Here is a 23,526-nt window from a genome sequence, read left to right on the forward strand (position 1 = left end):
TAATGTTGCCTCAAAAAATTAATTTGAAGACTGAGGTAGCTCAGTAACGAGTCGCAAAGAAACCGACAACTCGTCCAACTGAAAATGCGGTCTTAAAAAGACCACAGATTTGTAGTGACCCGGTTCAGCTGGGTTTTCTACAACTTTTACAGAGGCTTCACGCAATGGATATTGTGCTTTTGCTTCTTGCGAAGCGCCATCATCCAATAACACATATTGTGAGAGCCAACTGTTTAAAAAAGCTTCTACATTACCTGCAGATGCAAAACTACCCACTTTGTCACGCATCATTGCTTTTAAATAATGTGCGATGCGTGATACAGCCATAATGTATTGTATTTGACTTGATAATGCTGAATTTGCATTCGCCGTATCACTGTCATATTTCTTTGGTTTTTGCGTGGATTGCGCACCAAAAAATGCAGCATAATCCGAGTTTTTACAATGAACTAATGGAATAAAACCAAGATCACTTAATTCTTTTTCACGACGATCTGTAATTGCAATTTCGGTTGGGCACTTAAATACAACTTCACCATCATTGGTTTTAAAGGTATGAACTGGCAACCCTTCAACCAAGCCACCACCTTCAACACCACGAATTGCAGCACACCAACCATGCTGATCAAAAGCATTGGTTAACCGTGTACCAAATGCATAAGCTGCATTCATCCATAAGTATTCATTGTGGTTTTCACCAGAAACTTCTTCAACGTAGTTAAAGCCTTCAGTTGCTGTACCTTCTTTAGGGTGATATGGTAAACGCCCTAAAACACGAGGCATAGTTAAAGCAACATATCGCGCATCATCACTTTCACGGAATGAACGCCATTGTACGTATTCTGCTGTTTCAAAGATTTTTGCAACATCACGCGGACGGTCAATATCCGTAAATGATTCTAGACCAAACATGTCAGAAGACGTTGCTGAAATAAATGGTGCATGAGCAGCGGCGGCCACATGTGAGATCTGTTCCAATAAGTACATATCAGAAGGTGTACGATCAAATTCAAAGTCACCAATAATTGTTGCATAAGGCGCTCCACCAAAAGAACCATACTCTTCTTCATAGATTTTTTTGAATAGAGTACTTTGATCGAAATCAGTTGCGCCTTGGAAATCTTTCACTAATTCTTTTTTCGTTGTATTTAACATACGAATTTTAATTAAAGAGTTCGATGGTGTTTCTTGGCAAAAATAATATAAACCACGCCATGTCGATTCAATTTTTTGAAACTCTTCATGGTGCATAATTTTGCTTAATTGTTCTGAAATTAAGGCATCAATTTCTGCAATGCGTTTATCAATTGAAAGTGACATATTTTCAGATACTGTAATCGTACCTGCCATCACTTCTTTTGCCAGTTCACCAATCAAGCTTTTTGCTCGATCGTGCTCTTGATCGTTACGTGCAATACGGCTTTGCTCTACAATAGAATCCAGTAAAGAGTAATTTTTAACTTCAGCAACTGAAGCTGTAGCGGTATTAAAATTATTCACCTTCAACCTCTGCACTTAACTTACGTACTTGATCTGTATTTTGTAAAACCTGATCCAATAAATCTTCAAGTCGTTCATTATTTGAAATTTTATTACGTAAATCAGTTAGACGTTCGCGCGCTTCTACAAGCTTGCGTAATGGATCTACATTTTGTACAACCTGCTCTGGTGTAAAATCTGCCATGCTAGTAAAGGTTAAATCCACACCTATTTTTCCACCGTCTTCAGTCAATGTATTTTCAACTTGAAAACTTGCACGAGGCGCCAATGAACCCATCACTTCGTCAATATTATCTAAATCCACATTAATGAATTTCTTATCTTTAAGTTTGGTCTTTTCTACTTCTGATGCTGCAGAGAAATCACCCAAAACACCGACCACAAATGGCAATTCTTTAATTTCTTTACCATCACCTACTTCTACATCGTAAGTCAGCTGTACACGTGGCGGACGTATACGTTGTAATTTTTTTTGAACACTTTCACGTTTAGACATAATCATATTTCCTATTTTTTTATTTATTTAATGACGCAAATGGTGAAGATCCAGAATGAGTAGGTGCAGATTTAATAACAGCTTGCTCTTTTTTTACTGTTGCAGTGTTTTTAGCGCCAGCTTTTGATTTTGCTGACTTTTCTGAAGATACTGTGCTCTTATTTTTTTTGGATTGCGTGTTTGACTTTATTGAAGATTTTGTCGATTTATTCGTTTTTGCTTTAAAACTGTCATCTTCTACTTCAACGGGCTTTTCAATCATAGGCTGAGCAAAACGGATTGTTTCTGCAAGTTGCTTTGCTGGTATATAGCTACTCTCGTTTAGAGAACGCAGTTCTGTCGAGCGCATTTGATTGAGGGCATTTTGAGCAATACTTACACCTGCCAAAAATGTTACATCGGTTAATTCACGAGACGTTACATTTTGACTGCGTAACACATTAATCACTTCTAATGCTTTTAAGTTATAGCCTAAAACTTGATAACGTTTTGCAATTTTTAAGGAAATTTCTTGTTTTAAAGCATCATTTTTTCGATTGCTTCGATCACAAAGTTGGTTATAAAAATTGATAAGCTCTGCGTCAGTATCACCCACAGCGACAGAATAATCTTTCAAACAAGATTTACTGATTTCTTGCGTTTGATCTTTTGCAAAGCTGAATTGCGTTAAGCTTGCCATAAGGACAAACGTTAAAATGAGATTATACTTATTCAAAATAGCCTCTAATTTGAAATTAATTTTAATTTATTTAATATTATTTATGTAAGATTTATCACAATTTACTTGTAATAGGCTTCTCAGTTATTCTTGTATAAAAATATGCCGACGATTCTAACAAGATACTAGGTTATTAAGTCAATACAAAAATAGAAAATAATTAACATTTTTTGTCAGATTATCTTGAATTTTTTTCTATTTAAGCTTTAAGATGCACGAAAATTGCACTTTGTTTTTTTAGAAAAATATGTAGAATATCTTACATAGTTTTAAAAATTTTACATAAACAATTGATATAAAACAAAATATTAAAAAATATTTAGAATAAACCACTTTAGAAAAGCTTAATTCTAAGCTACTGAGTGGTGTCTAATAATTGAGAAAATTATGAATAATTTAAAAATTTTAATTACAAAATTGTCACCGCATACGCGTATTTGTTTAGAAAAATCGGCGAATACATGTATATCACAGCAAAATTATGAGATCGAAATTGAGCATTTTTTTCTAGAATTACTGCAACAAAACACTAAAAATGATATTTGTTATTTAACTGAAAAATACAAAATTGATCGTGATGGCATAAGCCAAGATCTCAAAGAGAGTATAAACCAACTCCCAAAAGGCAATACCCGCACACCAATTTTTGCACAATCAATTATGCGTTTATTAGAACAAGCATGGTTATTGGCATCTGCAGAGAAAAATCCAATCATTCGTAGTGGACATTTATTAGTTGCGTTGCTGACTGCACCTGATTTATATCAAATTGCGATACGTGCTTCATATCTATTTGAACGCTTCCCTATCGATACCATGAAGCATAAATTTTTAGATATGTGCAGTGAAAGTATTGAAAACGAAGCTGGTACAGAAAAAACTCATCCTGAGCACACAGATCCAACATCTACAATCTCATCAGTAGCTAAAACACCTGCTCTAGATCAATTTACCATTAACCTGACCACGAAGGCTAAAAATGGTGGCATTGATCCAGTCATCGGGCGCGAATTTGAAATTCGCTTAATGCTCGATATTTTGATGCGTCGTCGTCAAAACAATCCTATTTTAACGGGCGAACCAGGTGTAGGTAAAACAGCCGTTGTTGAAGGTTTAGCTTTAAAAATTGCCAATAATCAAGTGCCAGATGCTTTAAAAAATGTTCAATTACATGTATTGGATATGGGACTTTTGCAAGCAGGCGCAAGTGTTAAAGGTGAATTTGAAAATCGCTTAAAGCAGGTAATTCAAGAAGTTCAAGCTTCTTTACAGCCGATTATTTTATTTATAGATGAAGCACATACTTTAATTGGTGCAGGTGGCCAAGCTGGCCAAGCTGGCCAAAATGATGCGGCAAATTTACTAAAACCTGCTTTAGCACGTGGTGAGTTACGTACCATTGCTGCAACAACTTGGGCTGAATATAAACAATACTTCGAAAAAGATGCAGCTTTAAGCCGTCGTTTTCAAGTGGTGAAAGTTGAAGAGCCGACCGAAGAAGTTGCGATTGATATGTTGCGTGCTATGATTCCTGTAATGGCACAACATTTTAATTTACAAATTGATGATGAAGCTATTATGACCGCAGTCCATGCTTCTCATCGTTATATTACAGGCCGTCAACTTCCAGACAAAGCCATTAGTGTCTTAGATACTGCTGCTGCACGAGTAGCTTTAACTCAAAATGCTCAACCTGTTAAATTGGATCAACTGCTAGCGCAACAGCATAATTTAAAGCTTGAATTGAACATTTTAGAAAATGAGCATAAGAGTATTCCCATCCATCATGAACGTATACAAGCGCTCAAAGATCACTTGTCGCAATTGGCATCTGAGATTGAGCAAGTGACAACACAGTGGATGCAAGAATTAAATTGGGTTCGTCAGATTCAACAACTTGAAAAAAATGCTTTAACTGAAGAAATTGACCAACAAGAACTCGCATCTTTACGTGCAAAACTTAAAACGAGCCAAGGCCAAAAACCCTTGGTATTTGAACGCGTAAATGCACACATTATTAATGAAATTATTTCAGATTGGACAGGCATACCGGTAGGTAAAATGGTCAATGATGAAATTAAGCAAATATTAAGCTTAGAAGAAAGACTTGAGCAACGTGTGATGGGTCAAGACTATGCCCTTCATCAACTGATTCAAGGTATTAAAACATCTAGAGCTAAACTTGAAGATCCAAATAAACCACAAGGCATATTTATGCTAGTGGGCCCGAGCGGTGTAGGTAAAACCGAAACAGCTTTGGCTTTAGTCAATGAACTGTATGGCGGTGAATCTCACCTTATTACAATTAATATGTCGGAAGACCAAGAAGCACATACCGTATCTTCCTTAAAAGGTGCACCTCCTGGTTATGTCGGCTACGGTCAAGGTGGTGTGCTAACCGAAGCTGTGCGCCGTAATCCTTATGCGGTTGTTTTATTAGATGAAATTGAAAAAGCGCATAAGGATGTTCAAGAACTATTTTATCAAGTTTTTGATAAAGGTACGCTTGAAGATGGTGAAGGCCGTGTGATTGATTTTAAAAACACAACCATATTATTAACTTCAAATACTGGCTCAAGTACGATTATGCAAGCCTGTTTAAATGCACCTACAGAAGAATGGCCTACGGCAGAAGAATTGCTTGAGCAACTTAAACCAAGTTTATATAAACAATTTAAACCTGCTTTTTTAGGTCGTATGCGGATTGTGCCCTACTATCCATTGTCTGATGATTTACTGATTCGTATTATTCATCATAAATTAGGCAAAATTACGGCACGCTTAGAAAAACAATATGCAACCAAAGTCACTTACACGGATGAGTTAATCGAATTACTTTTAAGTCGCTGTACTGAAGTAGACAGTGGTGCGCGTAATGTAGATAACATTTTAAATGCGACAATTTTACCTGCATTAGCAACGCAAATTTTAGTTGCCATGAGTGAAAATAACATTCCAAAGCAGATAGAAATTCATGTCAAAAATGATGAAATCATTTATTTACTTGACCCTATTGCAGAGTCTAAAACCATTAAGAAAGCTAAAACCAAAAAAGATAAAGCTTCAGAAATTGAAAATATTAAATAAATAAGTGGTTTTGATCAAGTTTGTATTGGAGTGAGATAACACAGTCTCAATCACTCCAGACCATAAAATATTTTAAGTAGAATCGAAATAATAAAGGCGAATTATGAGTGTAGAACTCGAACCCCTATTAAAGCCCATTAGCGAACAACAGCCTTGTGGTACAGACTATTCATTTTCTAATGAATTTCATGCCATTAAAAAAGCGAAAACGCAGGATGATCCACTATTAGATCAAGGCGATTGGGTGGCTGAACCTAAACAAGCAGATTGGTCATTTGTACAGTCTCAAGTAATTGAATTGCTGACTGAAAAAACCAAGGACATTCGCCTTTATACTTGGTTAATGGAAGCATGGGCAAATTTGTATGGTTTTGATGGTTTAAATAAGAGTCTTACGCTCACACAACAAAGTTTAGAAGCGTATTGGTTGCAGTTATTTCCAGAAATTGAAGAAGATGATTTGGATCAACGCCTGGGGCTATTACAAGGACTTATTAATCTTTTACCGACATTATTTAAAAGTATTCCGATTGTGAATGTTTCGCCGTATTACACGCTTTCAGATTATGAATCATTTTTGCACCAACAAAATCAGAAACGTAAAGCAAATATTGAAGACGAGGATCCAGAAAATAGCATCAATATGATCGAGCAATTTGATCAGGCGCTGTTTAATACCTCTAAAAGTATTCAATATCAAAATTATCAAACCTTTTTAGATGTATTAAAGCAGTGGCAAGCACTCAAAAATACGATGGATCAACTGATGGGTTTAGATGCGCCTAGCTTTGCTGGAATTGATTCGCAAATTGAGAGTATTCATTTGAACTTAAAGAAAATATATAAAGCCGATGCTTTTTTACAATCTTCAGGGCAAAGCACAAGTACTTCATCCACAGCAATATCTACAGATACATCTACAAGCGTATCGACCCATCATGTAGAACAGGCTAACAAAATGCATGTTGAACAGCGTACAACCACTTTTCAGCCACAACAAAACAGTCATTTGGCAAATCGTGATCAAGCCATGCGCTTATTACAAGAAATCTCAGATTATTTTCAAGTGAATGAGCCTCATAGTCCAGTCAGCTATATGCTACTAAAAACCATTAAATGGGGTCAAATGCCATTACATGAATGGCTGACTCAAGTCATTAAAAATGAAAATCCTTTAGAAAATGTCCAAGAAATGTTGGGCGTACAAAATAATGATGCAAATAATAATTGGTAATCTAAATGTTAAAAGCTGAAAAAGTATTATGGGGCGAAGGTTTATTCCTTAGACCGCAACATTTTCAAATGCAAGATGCTTATCATGAGCAAAGATTAAATCATACTATACGTTCTACTGTGTCATTTTCGTATGGTATACAGCAGTTAGAGTTTGATGAAGTACAACTTTCTACCCAGATTTTAGCTTTAAATAAAATTGAGATGATTTGGCAAGATGGGGAAATTTATCAAGCACCTACACAAGACTTATTGCCTGAACCTGTGCTTCTAGATGAATTAAACCTTAAAAATGAAATGCATGTATATTTGGCCTTACCCATTATACAAGCCAATAAGAAAAACTTAAGCTTTGAACAACATACACAGTCCAGTCGATATCATTCACATTTGAGTGAAGCCTACGATTTATTTACAGATGCTTCACTGGCGGATATTACCTTATTAAGGCGTCGTGCAGAGTTAAAATTATTTGAACATGCACATGAGCCAGCGCAAAGTTTGGATGGTTATCTATATATTCAAATTGGTCGTTTAAAGCGTCAAAGTTCAGGCAATTTCATTTTAGATACTAAATTTATTCCCGCAATTTTACACATCTCAGCATCTGATTCTTTATTGTCTGGACTTAAAAGAACACTCAACGTTATTAAAGCAAAAATTAAGACTATTCAGGCCAATAACCGTGAAAATGAACAAAAACTGATTGAATTCCGATCTGGCGATATTGTTTCTTTTTGGTTGGTCAATGCCTTAAATACGGCACATGCGACCCTTAATCATTTAATGCGTTATCCGTTAATTCATCCAGAGCGCTTATATTTCGAATTACTCCGTTTAACAGGTTCTATGCTGACCTTTTCAACAGCTTATGAGGTGGAACACTTACCTGAATATAAGCACACTCAGCTAGAAGAAAGCTTTGGCCAACTGGATTTAATTTTAAGGGACTTACTCGATACGATTATTTCAAATCGTTATATCAGTATTGTTTTAAAAGAAACTCGCCCTTCTTATTGGATAGGAAGTTTAGAGTCGGACAAAATCACCCGTGACACTCGCCTTTATTTGGCTGTTTCGAGTGGTGTGATGCCGACGCATGATCTGATTTCTTATGTTCCACTTCGCTTTAAAGTGGGTAGTACTGTAGATGTAGAACAACGTGTGATGGCTGCCTTACCTGCAGTGACTTTACAACATTTAATGCAAGTCCCTACGGCAATTCCTGTTCGATCTGGTGTTAGCTACTTTGAAATTGAACCGAATAACGAATTGTATCAACGCATGTTGGATTCCGAAGCGATTTGTGTCTATATCCCTGCGGGTTTCCAAGATATTTCAATTGAATTGATTGCAGTAATGAACGGATAAGAAATAGAAAAATGAACATGAATAATAATGCACCTTCTTTATTTGATGATGGCACGATTGGAACAGGATATATGCCAACGCAAACTGAAGTCAAAGCACAAACTGCTTCTTCCAATATGGTCGATTTATTACATGATGGTTTTTACATTGTCTTCTTATTAAAAAACCAATATGTACCATCAGACCCTGAAGGCTTTAAGCAAAAAATTATTGATTTACTAAATCGTTTTGATCATCAAGCACGTAAATTACAGTTTAATGCTGATGATATTCAAGATGCTAAATATGCTTTTTGTGCCTTAATTGATGAAACAATTGTGACGCAACAAGATGGACGTTTTTTTGATTTACAAAATAACTGGATGCTCAATCCACTACAACTTAGCTTGTTTGGCTCGCAATTGGCAGGTTATCGTTTCTTTGAAAAATTAGAAGAAATTAGAGCTAAAGGTAAAGAACGTCTAGCTGCTTTAGAAGTTTATCATTACTGCATGCTATTAGGATTTCATGGTAAATATCGTCTTGAATCCATAGAACATCTGAATCTTCTGGTTTCTCGTATTGGTGATGAAATTGATTATTTAAAAGGAAAAAAAGTCGCATTTTCTCCTTTTGCAAACTTACCAGATCAAATCAAACATATCATTCATCGTGAGCTTCCATTCTTTTGGATTTTGATTTTTTTAGTCTTATTTTCTGTACTTTCTTTTGTAGGCTTACATTATATGTTGGGCAAACAAAATGATACTGCTTTGGCGAAATATCAAAATGTCATTAGTGCACCAGCAGAACAGGCTTATATCACCATTCATTTACCATAAGACTAGAATAAAATGGCAAACGAAAAATCAAATAATGTTCGAATATTACAATCGACAAAAAAAACATCTTTATCACCTCTTATTACAGCAGTGATTGGCTTTTTAGCTGGGGTTTCTGTAATTTCTATTGCTGGATTCATCTTTATGAATATGCAGGCAAATGAAAATAAAAATATGATGCGTCAGGCTGAGCACCCATTGGAGGTTCAGCAACACGTACTTAGTGAACCAAATGAAGCACAAGCTCAAACTGGACATAGTGAAGAATTAAATGTGGTTGATCATACGCAGAATCCACATGATCAAATTGAACATGGCCAAAATGATGAGCCAGATGTTCAGACTGTCGATCCTATAAATGCATTTAAGCATCCAACAATAGCGAAGCCTCAACAACTTGCGAAAACGCCCACTGCTACACAGGCGCAGGATCCTTTTGAGTTAGCTCAAGTAACGCCTAAAAACAGTGCGATGAATACCATTAAAACGAAGAAACCAAATGTTGCGCACACTCAATCTTTACAAGCGCAAGTAAAACTAGCACCCCAGACCACACCAGCGCTTAAAGCCGTAGCTAAAGTGACCAAACCTGTTGCTGTTGAAGAACCAGAACCGGAATCTCCACGTGGTTCATTACAAGTTACTGTCACCAAAACGATTGCTCCGATTAAGGAAACACCGAAAGAGCCAAAAGCTGAATCATGATTATTCTACTTTTTAGCTGTTTTTTAATTTTTAGCTTTGTCTTGGCATTACTTTTGTCGTATGAGTTTAGGCAAATCATACAGAATTTTTGTGCATCATTAATCCCCAAAGGCAAAAACCGTTGGGTAAATGCCAAACAATTTGCTCATGAATTAAATTCGGCAGCTTCACCTGATCAAATTCAATCACATTGGCATTTGCAACAGTGGTGGATATTGATCTCAGGCGCCGTACTATTTTCAAGTATTTTATTATTTGCATTCACTCAACCTGTCACTGCATCGAAAATGGAAGCAGATTATTTAAAAAAAGTGGATCCGCAAATTTTTGCAATGCTAAATGGTGAAATGCTTAATGCACCGCCAGAGGTAGAAGAAAACTTAGTACAAGATGCGATTGCTGAAGCCCTTGCCTTAGAGAGTATGAATAGCTCAGTGATTGAGGCCACAAATACCGCTCCAAGCAATACAATGCTAACAAATGACGCCGTATTTGAAGCGCATAGCCATAATGATTTAGCTGGAGCAGATCGTAAATGGCATAAGATGAATCCACGATTTAAACAACGGTTATTGATGGTGATAAAAACCATGCGTGAACAACATGGTTATGAGATAGTTTTACTTGAAGGCTATCGTAGCCCTGAACGACAAAATAACTTAGCTACAAATATTAATACAACCCGTGCAAAAGGATTTCAAAGTTATCATCAGTTTGGCTTGGCTGCTGATATTGCATTTAAGCGAAATGGTAAAGTGGTGATTTCAGAGCGTGACCCTTGGGCAATGCGTGGATATCAGCTCTATGGCCAAGTGGCTGAATCTGTAGGATTAACTTGGGGTGGACGCTGGAAATCTATACAAGATTATGGCCATACTGAATACCGTATGCCAGGTCTGGTAAAGACTCGAGAAATGGCTGAAAAACTGACTTCTGAAGGTCAACTACAGGCTTCAAATATTAATGTGAATCCATAAAATGGCTTCACATTAATATTCAGCATTTTATTTTAAAAATTTATCTAATGCATTGAGTACGTCCGTGGTTTTCTCCGCATGTAGCCAATGTCCTGCTTCTGCAATTGTTGTAATTTCAGCATGTGGAAATTGAGCCTGAATTGCTTCGAAATGTTGATCTTTTTGAATATAAGGTGATTTCTCACCTTTTAAAAATAATGTAGGGCCAGTAAAGGGGGTAGATATTGGCCAAGATAAAATATCTGCATAATGTGTATTTAAAGCATTTACATTAAATAGCCACTGCCCTTTATGCCATGATTTTAATAGAAATTGGATGACCATATCTTCTTGAATATATTGTTTCATCAATGCGATCACTTCACTACGTGTGGACAGATTGGCCTGTTCAACAGCAATTAAAGCTTTAAAAATTTGATCATGATGATTTTGAGTATAGGCAAAAGGTGCAATATCAAGTACAGCTAATTTCTCAATTCGATTGGGGTGCTGTTGAGCTAAATGCATCGCAATTTTGCCCCCCATAGAGTGCCCAACTAAACTAAATTTTTCAATGTTCAATGAGTCTAGTGTTTCTACAATATCTTGAGCCATCACAGCATAATTCATTTCTTCAGAATGCTCTGACTTACCATGATTGCGGACGTCGATTTGCATAACATGATGTGTTTCAAAATAAGCTCGTGCCAACATGCCCAGATTACTTAAACTACCAAATAAACCGTGAATAAAAACGATTGTCGTCGATTGTGTTTGTGGGTTTATATGTTGCTCGAAATTTAGAATCATAGGGCTATTTTCGGTTTAACGTTTGAATGAACTTTATGATGTGGTCTATTTGTAATTTAATCAATTGTGAAATTAGTTTTATTTTTTTTTGCTTAGGCTATTTTAGACTCCGTGAAAAATAAAAGGCTGAAATAATCAGCCTGTGTTCAAATTGAACGTCTTTCTATTTAAAATAATTCAAAGGTAGTTTTAAATATCGAATCCCATTTTTCTCAGGTTCAGGGAAATTCCCTGCACGCATATTTACTTGTATGGCAGGTAAAATTAATTTAGGCATATTTAATGACGCATCACGGCGCTCACGCATATCAATAAACGCTTGTTTCTGCGTTCTGGAATTAATATGAATATTCGTTAGCTTTTGTGATTGAATACTACTTTCACACTGATAATTTGAGCGATTTTCTGGCAAATAATCATGACAAAGAAAAACTCGTGTCTGTTCTGGTAATTGATATAAGCGTTGCACTGAATCAAATAAAATGGAAGCACTGCCCTTCGGAAAGTCGCAACGTGCCGTTCCATAATCTGGCATAAATAAGGTATCGCCTACAAATACGGCGTCGCCGATTACATAGCTTAAACAAGCTGGTGTATGGCCAGGTGTAGGAATGTTATATGCCTTTAGATTCCCAATATTAAATGTTTCATTATCTTGAAATAAATAGTCAAACTCTTGCTGTGCATTCAAGGAATGCATATCTAAATGATAAATCTGTGCAAAGGTATCTTGTACAATTTTGATGTGATGACTCATTGCGACTTTCCCCCCAAGCTTTTCTTTCAAATATTGGGACGCTGTTAAGTGGTCTGCATGCACGTGAGTTTCTAGAATCCATTCTGCGCTTAGGCTATTTTGCTGAATAAATGCCAAAATGTGGTCTGCACTTTGCGTAGATGTCGTCGCAGATGCAGCGTCATAATCTAAAACACTATCAATTACGGCGCATTTTTTAGTTTCTGGATCAGTCACCACATAACTAAAGGTATTAGTCTGTTCATCAAAGAAATGTTGGACCCAAGCTGATATCGTCATATTTTTATTGTCCTATAAGTTTTTTATGTGCCAATACACCAATAAACATTGAAACAATGAAATATAAGATCTGTGTATATCCTAAGCCAATGAGTGTAAAGCAGGTGCTGGACAAACGCCTGTTAAGCCCCAGCCTATGCCAAAAATGGATGCACCGAATAGAAGCTTGGCGTCAATCTGTGTCGCTTGAGGTAAATCAATGGCATCACCAAAAAATGTTTTAGGCTGATTACGGCGCACAGCCAATTGAAATGGAATAAATGCAATCAAAATTGCACCTATCATTACAAATGCAAGACTTGGGTCCCACTGCCCTGCAACATCCAAAAAACCTAATACTTTTTCTGGATTAGACATGCCTGATAGCATTAGTCCAACAGAAAATAATCCACCAAACAGAAATGCAAAAATATTTTTCATGCTCCTGCTCCTACAACATGACGTACAACAAATACCGTCATCGCACCTGTTAACATAAATACGCCTGTTGCAAGCATTGAACGTTTAGAAAGCCGACTGATTCCACAAATGCCGTGACCACTTGTACAGCCAGAACCCAGACGTGTACCAAAGCCGACCAAGAGACCTGCAACAATCAATTGCCACACACTGGCATTCAGCACAATTTCAGGTTGTACAAATAGACCATAAATAAATGGAATGACAATAATACCCAGCAAAAACCAAAAAGCAGGTTTTTGGAAAAGTCCTTCTGGATGTACCAACTGGCCGATCATGCCACTGATACCTGCAATCTTACCGTTGATATATAAGTACCCAACGACAGAAACTCCAAGTAACGTACCGCCTAAAAAAGCCAAAACAAAATCATGCATAGGAATGATGAACCAATAAACACTATATGTTTTTATAATATGTTTATTTTTTGTTTATGCAAGTCCTATTTTCAACTTTTAGGTTCTACGCACTACACTTATCTTTATCGCTATAAATAAAATCTGCTTGAAGATGAGAAATCACTGATTAGAAATAAAGAATTTTACCAAGTCCAGGGCTACGAAATTATCTGACGCCATACCAGAATAATGCGCTATTCTAATTTTTAGATATGACTATAGATGCTTAAGCTCCTACACAACGATTGCATTGATATAAGCGAAAAATAGCTTTTCAACAAAATAATTGAACGACTGAAGTTATTGTAAGATAAATTTTGAAACAGTCCTAAAAGCACTTCAAAACATCTATCACAAATCAGTCGTGTCGAACATTTAAGTATGCATGAGTGATAATTTAAACAATAATTAATTATAAAAACTTAATAAATATTAAAATTCACGGGATATATCCCCGAGGATTTTCTAACACATGCCTATTTTTATTAATATATTCTTCATAACCAAGTGTTTTCCACCCACGATCTCATGTTAATTATGTAAATACAGCAGTTTTGGTCTTATAAAGATATATATGCATAGTTTATACGAACAATGTGGCACATGTGGGCAGTTAAACGATCAATCCAAGTCACCTAGTCAGAAGTTCAAATAGCTTCATGTCCGAATAGAAATGTGCAATCTAAGAATGAGGTGTAATCTTTGTGATACATGTCAATATTTGCTTTTGGCTTTAAGCCATCAAGACAATTAGACAAGAAGATAAATTTAAAGCTTAACTCAATGCTTAAAAAATCAGTTTCTTAAGAAGGAATGAAAACGCACACACTTAATAATAAAAAAAGCCACTTTTCAGTGGCCAATCGAATAACATCAAGCATGACAATCATGTTATTCAGCCAGAGCATAAATAACCAGGGAAGTATTATTTATGTCTAAGCTTAAGGTTACATAATAATGTTAAATAGTTATCACTTTTGTCTTTTTTTGTATCGTTATATGCCATTTTGAAGTATATCAACCCATAAATGACAGTTCTAGGATTATTCCACTGGTATTGTTACAGCTGATACGGGTTTACACATCGCTCCAGTGGTCATACCTGATTTGGTTAAACTCTGTTGCTGACGATCCAAAAAGTTTTTAGCCGCCATATACATGATTGAAGCCATCTCTAGTTGACTATTTTCTTCAGACAATTTCACAATTTGTTGATATGCATCGATACGTTGACAAAAAGACTGACTTTTTTCTGAAGCATCTGCTGTTGATTTAGGATCATCTAAAATAGGTTTGGTTGCTTTGATCACATCAAGATAATGTTGCATCTGTGCATCATAAGTTTGCTGTGTGAGTGGCTCAGCCTGTACTGTCTGCATGAATGACAACACAGTACAGGTCAGCACAAATGCATAGGAGCGTTTAAGCTTCATCGCCTTCTTTCCAAACATCTTCATAATCATCTGAATCGATCATAAAGCGGTAACCAGTGTCCAAAGCCAAATATGGAAGTGCTTCTGGAAACTCTTTCATTAATTCTTTTACACTAATCAGCTCAAAAAAGTCTTCTGAAGCATCTAATTCACCACCATAGATAAACCACGACACATTATTATCGTCTGGCAATTTACGCAGACCAACCACTGGCTCTTTATTTAAAGTATGTAAAGCTATAGCAACCGTATCTGTTTCTTTTACGGCGCGATAAGCCGAGCCAAACTCTTCACAGACCAACTGCTGTTCTTCAATTAAATCGGCATCCATCTATAAAGCTCTATTTAGGTATTTAATCATGCACGCAGTTTAAGGCTTTCATTGGGCTTATACAATCAAGTGAAGTCAGATTTAGCTTCATTCGGTCAAGGGTTCTTATCTTTATGTCATGCTCAACTGAATCGCGTTGAATTACTCCTATGACTTACTACTGACGATTGATTACATGCGTTTCGACGATGCCTTATATATAGCTAATAGCAACCGATCGATAAATCAAAATAAAAATCCAAGCAAGCGGACTCACTTGGAATCAAGTTAGACATATAAACCTATCGTTTCGCTTATTTTTGAGCGCGTATAGATTTAAGCTGCTGATAGATTAAAGACTCTTGGCCAGATTTATAGATATAGCGCTCTAAAGTCCCTTCATTCGTATGTACAGACATTGAAATATTATCTCCTTTCAACGTATGAACAAGCGACGTAGGAATACTAAAATTATTTTGAGAACGGTGCAGACCAAAGAACATTTTATTTGTCGTCTTCGCCGTAGGACCAAAACTTAACTCTTCAGTGCCATTACTAAAGGTAATTTTTTGGATATCGTAATCCTGTTGTACGCTATCTAATGACACTTTAATCGCAACATGATCTAAAGCTTGCTCATTCCAACTCACTTGAACAATCGGGCAAAGTTCATTTGGCTCACAAATCAATAAACCCAATGCAGCACTCTTTTGAGGTACAGGCGTAGTCTGACATGCAACTAGAACACTAAGTACCATGGTCAATCCAAGACTTTTTAAAATGTATTTCTTCACCAGCTCACCCTCATAACATTTAAATAGACAATATAATCGTGTTTATTACTACATATTATAAACAATAATCATTTTATATTTTAAACATAACACAACATGATGATCTGAAAAGATCTTATTCAATAGGTATCACCCTACAATATTCTGTATGTTCTATTCAGTGATACACGTGACGAGGTTCTAATTTTATTAATGTTGGGAATTCACACACTGCCTTTAAACCGCTATTCAACCCATGAAGCAAAGTTATCAGTTTATCTATCACCTCATCGCATACACATATTCACTCCAAAGCTTAGCGCGCTTACCAATATCACCAACTAGCCTTATGATTGATGCTCTAAAGATGAGCAAACAGATCTCATATAAATAACCTTCTAGATATCAATGCCACATAAACCAACATCATAAACAATGCTTTTGCCATTCCTGTGATTAAAACCCAACCGAATGCAAAGAGGATTTAATAACCAATATTGAGCAAATCCGTCAATTCAAAGCTTTCTTTTCATCTGACATACACTCCAGATATTTTAGATTTTATATACACACCATGTATCTGTGAGCCCATTGAAAAATTATGCTCATCTTTAAAAAGTGCCGTATCTCCTAATGCATCCGAAGTTGATCCACTATGACTGTTTAGCAATTTTTTAAGCAACATATCAAATTAAGATTTTTAATGGTCCATGCCACTCAGTTCATCTTCAAACTGATGAAAAATTAGAGTAATTAACCAAAATACTGTTTTTAATCATAATTTATGTTTAATATCGAATATAAATTAAAAAAAATTCAGCATAAAAGTACAGAAAAATTTAAACGTTTAATTTTGACTCTACACTGGTCTAATTATGCATTTAAATTTTGAAACAACGAGTGTGGCAACCAACCGATTCAACTCGATTTTATAGATTCACTATACGGCGCATGTCCAATATCATCTAAAGTAGGACTATTTTTTGCCTTACATTTTTAAACAGTAAAACATCCGTTACATAAATGATAATAACAGTTTTAGCCAATTCGGCTTACAATGTAAAAAACAGACATAACTATAAAATTTGTAATCTTTTAACATTGTCAAATGTTCGCAAAATTCGCATTATATAGCCCAAATCTGGCACACTAGATTCATGTCAATTCAAAGAATTTATAAATAAAATATGGAAAAATGTGCCATAATACGCAAACTTTGCAGATATCTTGCAAAGTAATTTTGCAATCTTTCAATTGGAGCATGCTGAATGAGTTCGACCATTTTGGTCATTCACGGACCGAATCTTAATTTGCTAGGAAAGCGCGAACCAGAAGTTTATGGACACCTCACACTTGAGGATATAAACCAGCAACTCACCGAACAAGCACAAAAAGCCTCTATTTATCTGCAAACTTTCCAAAGCAATTGGGAAGGTGCTGTGGTGGATCGTATTCATCAAGCACAACAAGATGGCGTTCAATTTATCATCATCAATCCAGCAGCCTTAACACATACATCGGTTGCGGTGCGTGATGCACTTCTTGGCGTAGCAATTCCATTCATCGAAGTACATTTATCTAATGTACATGCACGTGAAGCTTTCCGCCATCACTCATATTTATCAGATAAAGCCGTAGGTGTGATCTGCGGATTAGGTGCAAAAGGCTACGCGTCAGCGCTTGACTTTGCTATCGAAAAAATTCAACCAACTTTGCAATCTTAATTTAGGAATACTGTCTCATGGATATCCGTAAAATCAAGAAACTCATCGACCTGATGATTGAATCTGACTTACAGGCAATCGAAGTGAAAGAGGGTGATCAATCTATCGCTCTTTCACGCCGAAATCCAGTTGTAGCCGCAGCTGTTCCGGCAATGCCTGCTCCTGCTGCAGCATCTACACCAGCAGCAAAATCACCTCGTGGTGCTGTTGAAACTTCACCAATGGTCGGTGTGTTCTATGCAGCTCCAAACCCAGGTGAAGCACCATTTGTAAAAGTTGGTCAAACTGTGTCTGCTGGCGAAACACTCGGTATTATTGAAGCAATGAAGATCATGAACCCAATTGAGGCAACTCAAAGCGGTGTGATTGAAGAAATTCTAGTGAAAAATGGCGAAGTGATTCAATTTGGTCAACCACTTTTCCGCTACCGCGCCTAAAACCTCGGGGAAAGATAATGTTGCAAAAAGTTTTAATTGCAAACCGTGGTGAAATTGCACTGCGCATTACGCGGGCCTGCAAAACTTTAGGAATTAAAACCGTAGGGATTTATTCCGATGCAGATAAAGACCTCATGCATCTACGCTTTTGTGATGAAGCTGTGTGTATTGGTCCAGGTGCAAGTAGTGAAAGTTATCTTAATATTCCAGCCATTATTACGGCGGCTGAAATCACAGGTGCTGATGCAATCCACCCTGGATACGGTTTCTTATCTGAAAATGCTGAATTTGCAGAAATTGTAGAAAGCTCAGGTTTTATCTTTATTGGCCCACGCCCAGAACATATTCGCCTAATGGGCAATAAAGTTTCTGCCATTATGGCAATGCGTAAAGCTGGCGTACCAACAGTACCTGGTTCTGCACATGCAGTGACTCCAAATAACGCACTCGCTGAAGCTAAAGAAATTGGCTTCCCATTGATCGTTAAAGCCGCTTCTGGTGGTGGTGGTCGTGGTATGCGTATTGTAGAACGTGTAGATACACTGCTCGAATCTGTACAAGCTGCACAACGTGATGCTGAAATGTGGTTTGGCGATGATACGGTCTATATGGAACGTTTCTTACAAAAACCACGCCATGTAGAAGTCCAAGTATTAGCAGATGGTAATGGTCATGCAATTCATCTGTATGACCGTGACTGCTCTTTACAGCGTCGCCATCAAAAAGTACTTGAAGAAGCACCAGCGCCAGGCTTACCAGAACAAGCACGCGCAGAAATTTTAGAAGCTTGTGTGAATGCTTGTAAAATGATGCAATACCGTGGCGCAGGTACTTTCGAGTTTCTTTTTGAAGAAGATGAGTTCTTCTTTATTGAAATGAATACACGCGTACAGGTAGAGCACCCTGTCACTGAAATGGTGACAGGTATCGATATTATTGAGCAACAATTACGTATTGCTGCTGGCCTCGGACTCAACATCGAACAAGAAGATGTCGAGTGCAAGGGTCATGCTATGGAATGCCGTATTAATGCTGAAGATCCTACGACATTTATGCCTTCTCCAGGTAAAATTGAGCATTTCTATGCGCCAGGTGGTGCAGGTATTCGTTTAGACTCTCATATCTATCAAGGTTATAGCATTCCGCCTTACTATGATTCTATGATTGCCAAACTGATTGCTCATGGTAAAGACCGTGAAACCTGTATTGCACGCATGAAACAAGCTTTGGATGAAATCATTTTGACAGGAATTAAAACCAATATTCCTTTACATAAAGATTTAATCCTACAAGACGAAAACTTCTGCCAAAAAGCAATGGATATTCATTACTTAGAAAAGCACATGTTAAAACAAGTTGAAGGTCATTCTGAAAAAGAATAATCAACAGCCGATAAAAAACCGCTCAATTGAGCGGTTTTTTATTATATAAACTATTTATATTTATCTTATGGCAATACACGATATAAAGTGGCAAAACATTTTTCAGCTTTATCATTACTACAGAAATTAATCGTGCTTGGATTTTTCCATTTCACAAAATACTGAGAAATTTCGCCAGTTTGATCTAATTGCTGTCCCGAACAATCTTTTTCGTTGTTATCAAATCTTACTTGTAATACTAAAGCAGGTAATTGTTCGTCTGGTTGACTGGATGGTTGGTAATCATAAATACCCGTAGACCATTCCTCGCCACTTTTAATAATGACGTCATTATCACTTTTGAAATTATAATATTCGATACATTTTCGATTATTTGGGATTTCCATGCCCCATAAACCCACAATTTCAGGACGAGTAATCACCCTAAAGGAATTAACGATATTTCCCTGTGGCGTGACGGTTTGATTTTGATCATTTTTTTTATTATCTGAAGCAGAAGCCATACCAGCACATAACATTAGTAAAATGGTTAAAGATGTCTTTTTCATACGTTTATTCAGTCATATTATCCATGTGTGCTAAATTAACACATTTTTTTAAAAAACCACCAATAATCACCAATTTACAACAATCATTTAATCAATATATTCAGCAATACCTATTATCCTATTCACAGCATTATATTTGTAGTATTCACATAATGAGCTTCATCGGAGACAACTCGTGCATTTGGCATTAATTTAGTAAAATACATCAACAAACACTCTTATTACTTAGGCTATCTAGGCAGTTCACCCATTTATGCGTAAAGCCTCACCGAATATTATACAAATCAGTATTTTCTTTGGCGTTGCACTGATTATTTTTATCAGTAGCTTGCTAGGTATTGCTTCTCGCCCGCTTTCTTTTCTGGCTTTTTTTTGGCCAGCAAATGCTGTCTTACTGGCTATTTTTTTACGCTATCCACACTTTAATACCAGCAATGGCTGGCTCGGTGCTTTCTGTGGTTACATGCTGGCAGATCTACTCACTGGAAATTTTTTACAACTAACCACTATTTTAACTTTTGCAAATTTGATTAATACGGCGGTTTCACTGTTTTTTATACAGTTATTTCAAATTAACTATCGTCAATATCATCAGGGGTTAACCGTATTAGGCCTGTTTAGCATTTGCGGTTTTGGGGGCTGTTTAGCCAGCGCTATTTTCGCTATTTTTACTGTTCCATTTGTACCCAATACGTTTATGTCTACAGACCGTCTACTGGTGGACTTTAGTATGTGGTGGACGGGGGAAATGCTGAATTGTATTTTGGTTTTGCCTTTAGTTTTAGCTTTTCCAACCTATCGAGAACTCAAAAAAATTATTCATAATCGACGTAGTCAACACTATCCAATCCAAAAAATATTTCCAGCAATTGCAGTTATTTTTTGTGTGGCCTTAACTTATCTATTTTCTGGACCTGGTGCTTTACTCTACCCTTTAGCAGCTTTAATTTGGGTCGCACTTAGCTACAGATTATTTACAGTTACAGTGATTAACTTTTTAGTATTACTAGCAACTTACCACAGTTTAAATCAGTTCTACGTCGCAGTATCTCCAGAGATTTACCTTAGTACCTCTATGTCAGTGCGGATTGGCTTATGTATGCTCAGTCTTGCACCCTTATTGCTGTGTATCATTAGTGAAAATAGACATCACTTGTATAAAAAAGTGCTTTATTTTGCTAACTACGATAGCTTAACCCAAGCGATGAACCGCCGTTATTTTTTTCAATTGAGTGAAGAACTATTAACCCTTCATCCTAAACGTAGCTTTACATTACTTATGTTAGATATTGATCACTTTAAAAAGATTAATGATCAATATGGTCATTATGCAGGCGATCAAGTCTTACAGCAGTTTTCTGAAAATATACGTCAACATTTACGTGATGAAGATTTATTTGCACGATTGGGCGGTGAAGAGTTTATTATTCTTCTAAAAAATATTCATTACAATGAAGCCCTGCGTATTTCTGAAAGATTACGCCATATTATAGAAGCATCACCAATCCAAATTCATGGTCAAGCAGACATTCCGATTACTGTCAGTATTGGTATGACACAATATAACGCTACTTCAGCCGAAACTATTCAAAATCTCATTAACAAAGCCGATTTTGCCCTTTACCAAGCCAAGGAACAAGGCAGAAATAAAGTCATGATGAACTGCTAAAACACAGTTACTCCCTCCCTATAGATTTTAAATTAATACGGCGTGTTCATTTCTTTAGGTAGACCCTTTAAGAACATTAAACCGAACAGTACGGAAATACCCGCGCTAATAAACATCGCTTGCCCACTATAAATTTCCCAATAATGGCCAGCCAAAATACTGCCACTCGCTACACCTAGCCCCCACATCGTACTATAGAGTGCTTGTCCACGGCCTTGTTGGCCAGCAGAAAAATTTTGAAAGATAATTCGCATTGCAATTAGATGAAATAAACCAAAACTGAATGCATGAATAGACTGCGCAAAAAGTTGTACTGCAAAGAGATTTGGGAAAGTACCCGCCAGAATCCAACGTAGACTGGTTAACACCAAACAGATTACCACCAATACACGCCATGAGAATCGCGTAAAAAACACATTGGCGTATGCAAACATAATAATTTCAGCAATAACGCCAACAGACCACAAAAAACCAATTTCTGTTGTACTGTAACCTGCTTGCTGCAAGTAGTTACTATAAAAACTATAAAATGGTGCATGTGAAAACAACATAATGAGTTCAATAGCAAAAAAACTTGCCACTACAGGACGTTTTAAAATTGGCCATAATGGTTCGAGTTGTTTTTGTGATGTTGGCGCTGTATTCGGTTCACGGATGGTAAATGACCAAAGAAAAGCTAAAAATGCAATGCACAGTAACATGATGGGTAACATTGAGATTGGGATAATTTCGAGCAATGCTCCAATGCCAAATACTCCAACAATAAACCCGATAGAACCCCACTTGCGCACTTTACCGTATAACTGAGCTCTTTTTTCTGCCAGCCAAAATAAGGTAACGCCTTCAAACTGTGCCAAGATTGCATTTTGGAAAAAGCTGAAGATCAACATCAGTAGTGCGATAGATTGAAAATTATTTGGAATAATGAAAATCAACAACCAGATGCAACATTCCATCCATGTCGCTATACGCACCAGTAACATGCGCTTACCAGATTTGTCCGCAATCCATCCCCAAATAAATGGTGCAAAAAAACGGGTAATTATTGCAATGGATGATAGCAAACCAATTTGCTGATAATTAAAGCTTTGGTCTTCTAAATAGAGGCTCCAAAAAGGCATAAAAGTGCCAACAATCGCATAATAGAAAAAGTAGAATCCACCGAGTTTTGATTGAATTGTCAATAGTTGCATTCTATTGCTTTATCCTGTAAAAACATTAGCTTATAAATTTTAAAGGTTGCATTCATTTGCTACGTAATTGCGTTATTTGCACTTCAACAGTCTACAAATATGTCTACAAAATTAATTTTTTGTAGACATATTTGTAGACTGCTATAAAAACTCATTAGTTTTCGAAAGTTTATCATTGTTTCTTTCATAAAAGAAAAACCGCCCGAAGGCGGTCTATTTATTACTTGTGGTCATAATCATAGTTTGGCATGGTGAATCCGCATTTTTACTCACAGTGGATACCGCACTATTTCTAAAAACATATTGTCGTGGAGCATACTTACCAGTACTGGATTGAGTTTGGCCAGTGCTGGGCTATGTGTGTTCCACCACATCTGAAGAAGCGAGCATGTATGCAGAGCGTTTCTAGGGAACGCAAAAAATCAGGACAATCAGGCTGGAAAAGCTTAGGCCGTGATATGGAAATG

Annotated in this window: 21 protein-coding genes and 1 pseudogene; 10 read left to right on the plus strand and 12 right to left on the minus strand. The window is 36.6% G+C overall.

What is annotated here, in order from left to right; all coding sequences use genetic code 11:
* Positions 1-18 precede the first annotated feature (18 nt).
* Genes tssC through D9K81_RS05375 form a run of 3 tightly spaced genes read right to left on the minus strand, consistent with a single transcriptional unit; the run spans position 19 to position 2,675 of the window.
* Positions 19-1,500 carry a type VI secretion system contractile sheath large subunit gene (tssC, locus tag D9K81_RS05365; protein WP_120374145.1) on the minus strand — a complete coding sequence of 494 codons (1,482 nt, stop codon included), beginning with the start codon at positions 1,498-1,500 and terminating at the stop codon, positions 19-21.
* The gene (tssB, locus tag D9K81_RS05370) at positions 1,493-1,996 is read right to left on the minus strand and encodes a type VI secretion system contractile sheath small subunit (protein ID WP_120374146.1); all 504 of its coding nucleotides are present in this window, start codon (positions 1,994-1,996) and stop codon (positions 1,493-1,495) included. The genes tssC and tssB overlap by 8 nt, the downstream gene beginning before the upstream one ends.
* Positions 1,997-2,015: 19 nt before the next feature.
* Positions 2,016-2,675, minus strand: a complete 660-nt coding sequence (locus D9K81_RS05375) for a hypothetical protein (RefSeq protein WP_120374147.1) — start codon at positions 2,673-2,675, stop codon at positions 2,016-2,018.
* Between the two features lie 423 nt (positions 2,676-3,098).
* On the opposite strand from D9K81_RS05375, the gene tssH reads away from it, so the two are divergent.
* The 6 genes from tssH (at position 3,099) to D9K81_RS05405 (ending at position 10,908) form a co-directional block, all read left to right on the plus strand.
* Positions 3,099-5,801, plus strand: a complete 2,703-nt coding sequence (gene tssH / locus D9K81_RS05380) for a type VI secretion system ATPase TssH (protein WP_121523148.1) — start codon at positions 3,099-3,101, stop codon at positions 5,799-5,801.
* Positions 5,802-5,904: 103 nt separating this feature from the next.
* Positions 5,905-7,035 carry a type VI secretion system protein TssA gene (gene tssA, locus D9K81_RS05385; RefSeq protein ID WP_120374149.1) on the plus strand — a complete coding sequence of 377 codons (1,131 nt, stop codon included), beginning with the start codon at positions 5,905-5,907 and terminating at the stop codon, positions 7,033-7,035.
* Between the two features lie 5 nt (positions 7,036-7,040).
* Positions 7,041-8,405, plus strand: a complete 1,365-nt coding sequence (tssK, locus tag D9K81_RS05390) for a type VI secretion system baseplate subunit TssK (RefSeq protein ID WP_120374150.1) — start codon at positions 7,041-7,043, stop codon at positions 8,403-8,405.
* Positions 8,406-8,416: 11 nt separating this feature from the next.
* Entirely contained in the window at positions 8,417-9,226 is an 810-nt protein-coding gene (icmH, locus tag D9K81_RS05395) for a type IVB secretion system protein IcmH/DotU (RefSeq protein ID WP_120374151.1), read from the plus strand.
* Positions 9,227-9,238: 12 nt separating this feature from the next.
* On the plus strand, positions 9,239-9,931 hold the full coding sequence (locus D9K81_RS05400; protein WP_120374152.1) for a hypothetical protein: 693 nt from the start codon (positions 9,239-9,241) through the stop codon (positions 9,929-9,931).
* On the plus strand, positions 9,928-10,908 hold the full coding sequence (locus tag D9K81_RS05405) for a M15 family metallopeptidase (protein WP_120374153.1): 981 nt from the start codon (positions 9,928-9,930) through the stop codon (positions 10,906-10,908). The genes D9K81_RS05400 and D9K81_RS05405 overlap by 4 nt, the downstream gene beginning before the upstream one ends.
* 27 nt (positions 10,909-10,935) lie before the next feature.
* On the opposite strand, the gene D9K81_RS05410 is transcribed toward D9K81_RS05405, so the two are convergent.
* From D9K81_RS05410 to D9K81_RS05440, 7 genes and pseudogenes are all read right to left on the minus strand, one after another.
* The gene (locus tag D9K81_RS05410; RefSeq protein ID WP_120374154.1) at positions 10,936-11,697 is read right to left on the minus strand and encodes an alpha/beta fold hydrolase; all 762 of its coding nucleotides are present in this window, start codon (positions 11,695-11,697) and stop codon (positions 10,936-10,938) included.
* A 163-nt stretch (positions 11,698-11,860) separates the two neighbouring features.
* The gene (locus D9K81_RS05415) at positions 11,861-12,733 is read right to left on the minus strand and encodes an MBL fold metallo-hydrolase (protein WP_120374155.1); all 873 of its coding nucleotides are present in this window, start codon (positions 12,731-12,733) and stop codon (positions 11,861-11,863) included.
* 4 nt (positions 12,734-12,737) lie between these two features.
* Positions 12,738-13,153, minus strand: a pseudogene (locus tag D9K81_RS05420) (DUF6691 family protein).
* Positions 13,150-13,569, minus strand: a complete 420-nt coding sequence (locus tag D9K81_RS05425; RefSeq protein WP_120374156.1) for a YeeE/YedE family protein — start codon at positions 13,567-13,569, stop codon at positions 13,150-13,152. The pseudogene D9K81_RS05420 and the gene D9K81_RS05425 overlap by 4 nt, the downstream one beginning before the upstream one ends.
* A gap of 1,064 nt (positions 13,570-14,633) precedes the next feature.
* The gene (locus D9K81_RS05430) at positions 14,634-15,023 is read right to left on the minus strand and encodes a hypothetical protein (RefSeq protein ID WP_227602042.1); all 390 of its coding nucleotides are present in this window, start codon (positions 15,021-15,023) and stop codon (positions 14,634-14,636) included.
* Positions 15,013-15,354, minus strand: a complete 342-nt coding sequence (locus D9K81_RS05435) for an immunity protein Imm33 domain-containing protein (protein ID WP_120374157.1) — start codon at positions 15,352-15,354, stop codon at positions 15,013-15,015. Before D9K81_RS05435 ends, D9K81_RS05430 begins: the two co-directional genes overlap by 11 nt.
* A gap of 293 nt (positions 15,355-15,647) precedes the next feature.
* Entirely contained in the window at positions 15,648-16,127 is a 480-nt protein-coding gene (locus tag D9K81_RS05440) for a hypothetical protein (protein WP_147395913.1), read from the minus strand.
* Between the two features lie 1,247 nt (positions 16,128-17,374).
* Here D9K81_RS05440 and aroQ point away from each other — a divergent pair.
* From aroQ to accC, 3 genes are read left to right on the plus strand one after another with little or no spacing between them, the layout of a single operon-like run.
* Positions 17,375-17,830, plus strand: a complete 456-nt coding sequence (gene aroQ / locus D9K81_RS05445) for a type II 3-dehydroquinate dehydratase (RefSeq protein ID WP_120374159.1) — start codon at positions 17,375-17,377, stop codon at positions 17,828-17,830.
* Between the two features lie 17 nt (positions 17,831-17,847).
* The gene (gene accB, locus D9K81_RS05450) at positions 17,848-18,267 is read left to right on the plus strand and encodes an acetyl-CoA carboxylase biotin carboxyl carrier protein (RefSeq protein ID WP_120374160.1); all 420 of its coding nucleotides are present in this window, start codon (positions 17,848-17,850) and stop codon (positions 18,265-18,267) included.
* Between the two features lie 17 nt (positions 18,268-18,284).
* Positions 18,285-19,649, plus strand: coding sequence for an acetyl-CoA carboxylase biotin carboxylase subunit (gene accC, locus D9K81_RS05455; protein ID WP_106986341.1), 1,365 nt, complete (start codon positions 18,285-18,287; stop codon positions 19,647-19,649).
* A gap of 65 nt (positions 19,650-19,714) precedes the next feature.
* Here the strand turns inward: accC and D9K81_RS05460 are convergent, their stop codons facing one another.
* Complete coding sequence (locus D9K81_RS05460; RefSeq protein WP_120374161.1) at positions 19,715-20,197, minus strand: hypothetical protein; 483 nt, start codon at positions 20,195-20,197, stop codon at positions 19,715-19,717.
* Positions 20,198-20,450: 253 nt separating this feature from the next.
* Between D9K81_RS05460 and D9K81_RS05465 the strand changes: the two genes are divergently transcribed.
* On the plus strand, positions 20,451-21,866 hold the full coding sequence (locus D9K81_RS05465) for a sensor domain-containing diguanylate cyclase (RefSeq protein WP_120374162.1): 1,416 nt from the start codon (positions 20,451-20,453) through the stop codon (positions 21,864-21,866).
* Between the two features lie 32 nt (positions 21,867-21,898).
* Here D9K81_RS05465 and D9K81_RS05470 read toward each other — a convergent pair whose 3' ends face one another.
* Entirely contained in the window at positions 21,899-23,059 is a 1,161-nt protein-coding gene (locus D9K81_RS05470) for an MFS transporter (protein ID WP_121523150.1), read from the minus strand.
* Positions 23,060-23,526: the final 467 nt, after the last annotated feature.

Source organism: Acinetobacter chengduensis (genome assembly GCF_003664645.1).
In the GTDB taxonomy this organism is placed as follows: domain Bacteria; phylum Pseudomonadota; class Gammaproteobacteria; order Pseudomonadales; family Moraxellaceae; genus Acinetobacter; species Acinetobacter chengduensis.

What these genes read in the sequence shown, in the direction of transcription:
- tssB (WP_120374146.1), bottom strand. Translation starts at nt 1,996, where the DNA reads ATGTCTAAACGTGAAAGTGTTCAAAAAAAATTACAACGTATACGTCCG.
- D9K81_RS05375 (WP_120374147.1), bottom strand. Translation starts at nt 2,675, where the DNA reads ATGGCAAGCTTAACGCAATTCAGCTTTGCAAAAGATCAAACGCAAGAA.
- tssA (WP_120374149.1), top strand. Translation starts at nt 5,905, where the DNA reads ATGAGTGTAGAACTCGAACCCCTATTAAAGCCCATTAGCGAACAACAG.
- tssK (WP_120374150.1), top strand. Translation starts at nt 7,041, where the DNA reads ATGTTAAAAGCTGAAAAAGTATTATGGGGCGAAGGTTTATTCCTTAGA.
- icmH (WP_120374151.1), top strand. Translation starts at nt 8,417, where the DNA reads ATGAACATGAATAATAATGCACCTTCTTTATTTGATGATGGCACGATT.
- D9K81_RS05400 (WP_120374152.1), top strand. Translation starts at nt 9,239, where the DNA reads ATGGCAAACGAAAAATCAAATAATGTTCGAATATTACAATCGACAAAA.
- D9K81_RS05405 (WP_120374153.1), top strand. Translation starts at nt 9,928, where the DNA reads ATGATTATTCTACTTTTTAGCTGTTTTTTAATTTTTAGCTTTGTCTTG.
- D9K81_RS05410 (WP_120374154.1), bottom strand. Translation starts at nt 11,697, where the DNA reads ATGATTCTAAATTTCGAGCAACATATAAACCCACAAACACAATCGACG.
- D9K81_RS05415 (WP_120374155.1), bottom strand. Translation starts at nt 12,733, where the DNA reads ATGACGATATCAGCTTGGGTCCAACATTTCTTTGATGAACAGACTAAT.
- D9K81_RS05425 (WP_120374156.1), bottom strand. Translation starts at nt 13,569, where the DNA reads ATGCATGATTTTGTTTTGGCTTTTTTAGGCGGTACGTTACTTGGAGTT.
- D9K81_RS05430 (WP_227602042.1), bottom strand. Translation starts at nt 15,023, where the DNA reads ATGAAGCTTAAACGCTCCTATGCATTTGTGCTGACCTGTACTGTGTTG.
- D9K81_RS05435 (WP_120374157.1), bottom strand. Translation starts at nt 15,354, where the DNA reads ATGGATGCCGATTTAATTGAAGAACAGCAGTTGGTCTGTGAAGAGTTT.
- aroQ (WP_120374159.1), top strand. Translation starts at nt 17,375, where the DNA reads ATGAGTTCGACCATTTTGGTCATTCACGGACCGAATCTTAATTTGCTA.
- accB (WP_120374160.1), top strand. Translation starts at nt 17,848, where the DNA reads ATGGATATCCGTAAAATCAAGAAACTCATCGACCTGATGATTGAATCT.
- accC (WP_106986341.1), top strand. Translation starts at nt 18,285, where the DNA reads ATGTTGCAAAAAGTTTTAATTGCAAACCGTGGTGAAATTGCACTGCGC.
- D9K81_RS05460 (WP_120374161.1), bottom strand. Translation starts at nt 20,197, where the DNA reads ATGAAAAAGACATCTTTAACCATTTTACTAATGTTATGTGCTGGTATG.
- D9K81_RS05465 (WP_120374162.1), top strand. Translation starts at nt 20,451, where the DNA reads ATGCGTAAAGCCTCACCGAATATTATACAAATCAGTATTTTCTTTGGC.
- D9K81_RS05470 (WP_121523150.1), bottom strand. Translation starts at nt 23,059, where the DNA reads ATGCAACTATTGACAATTCAATCAAAACTCGGTGGATTCTACTTTTTC.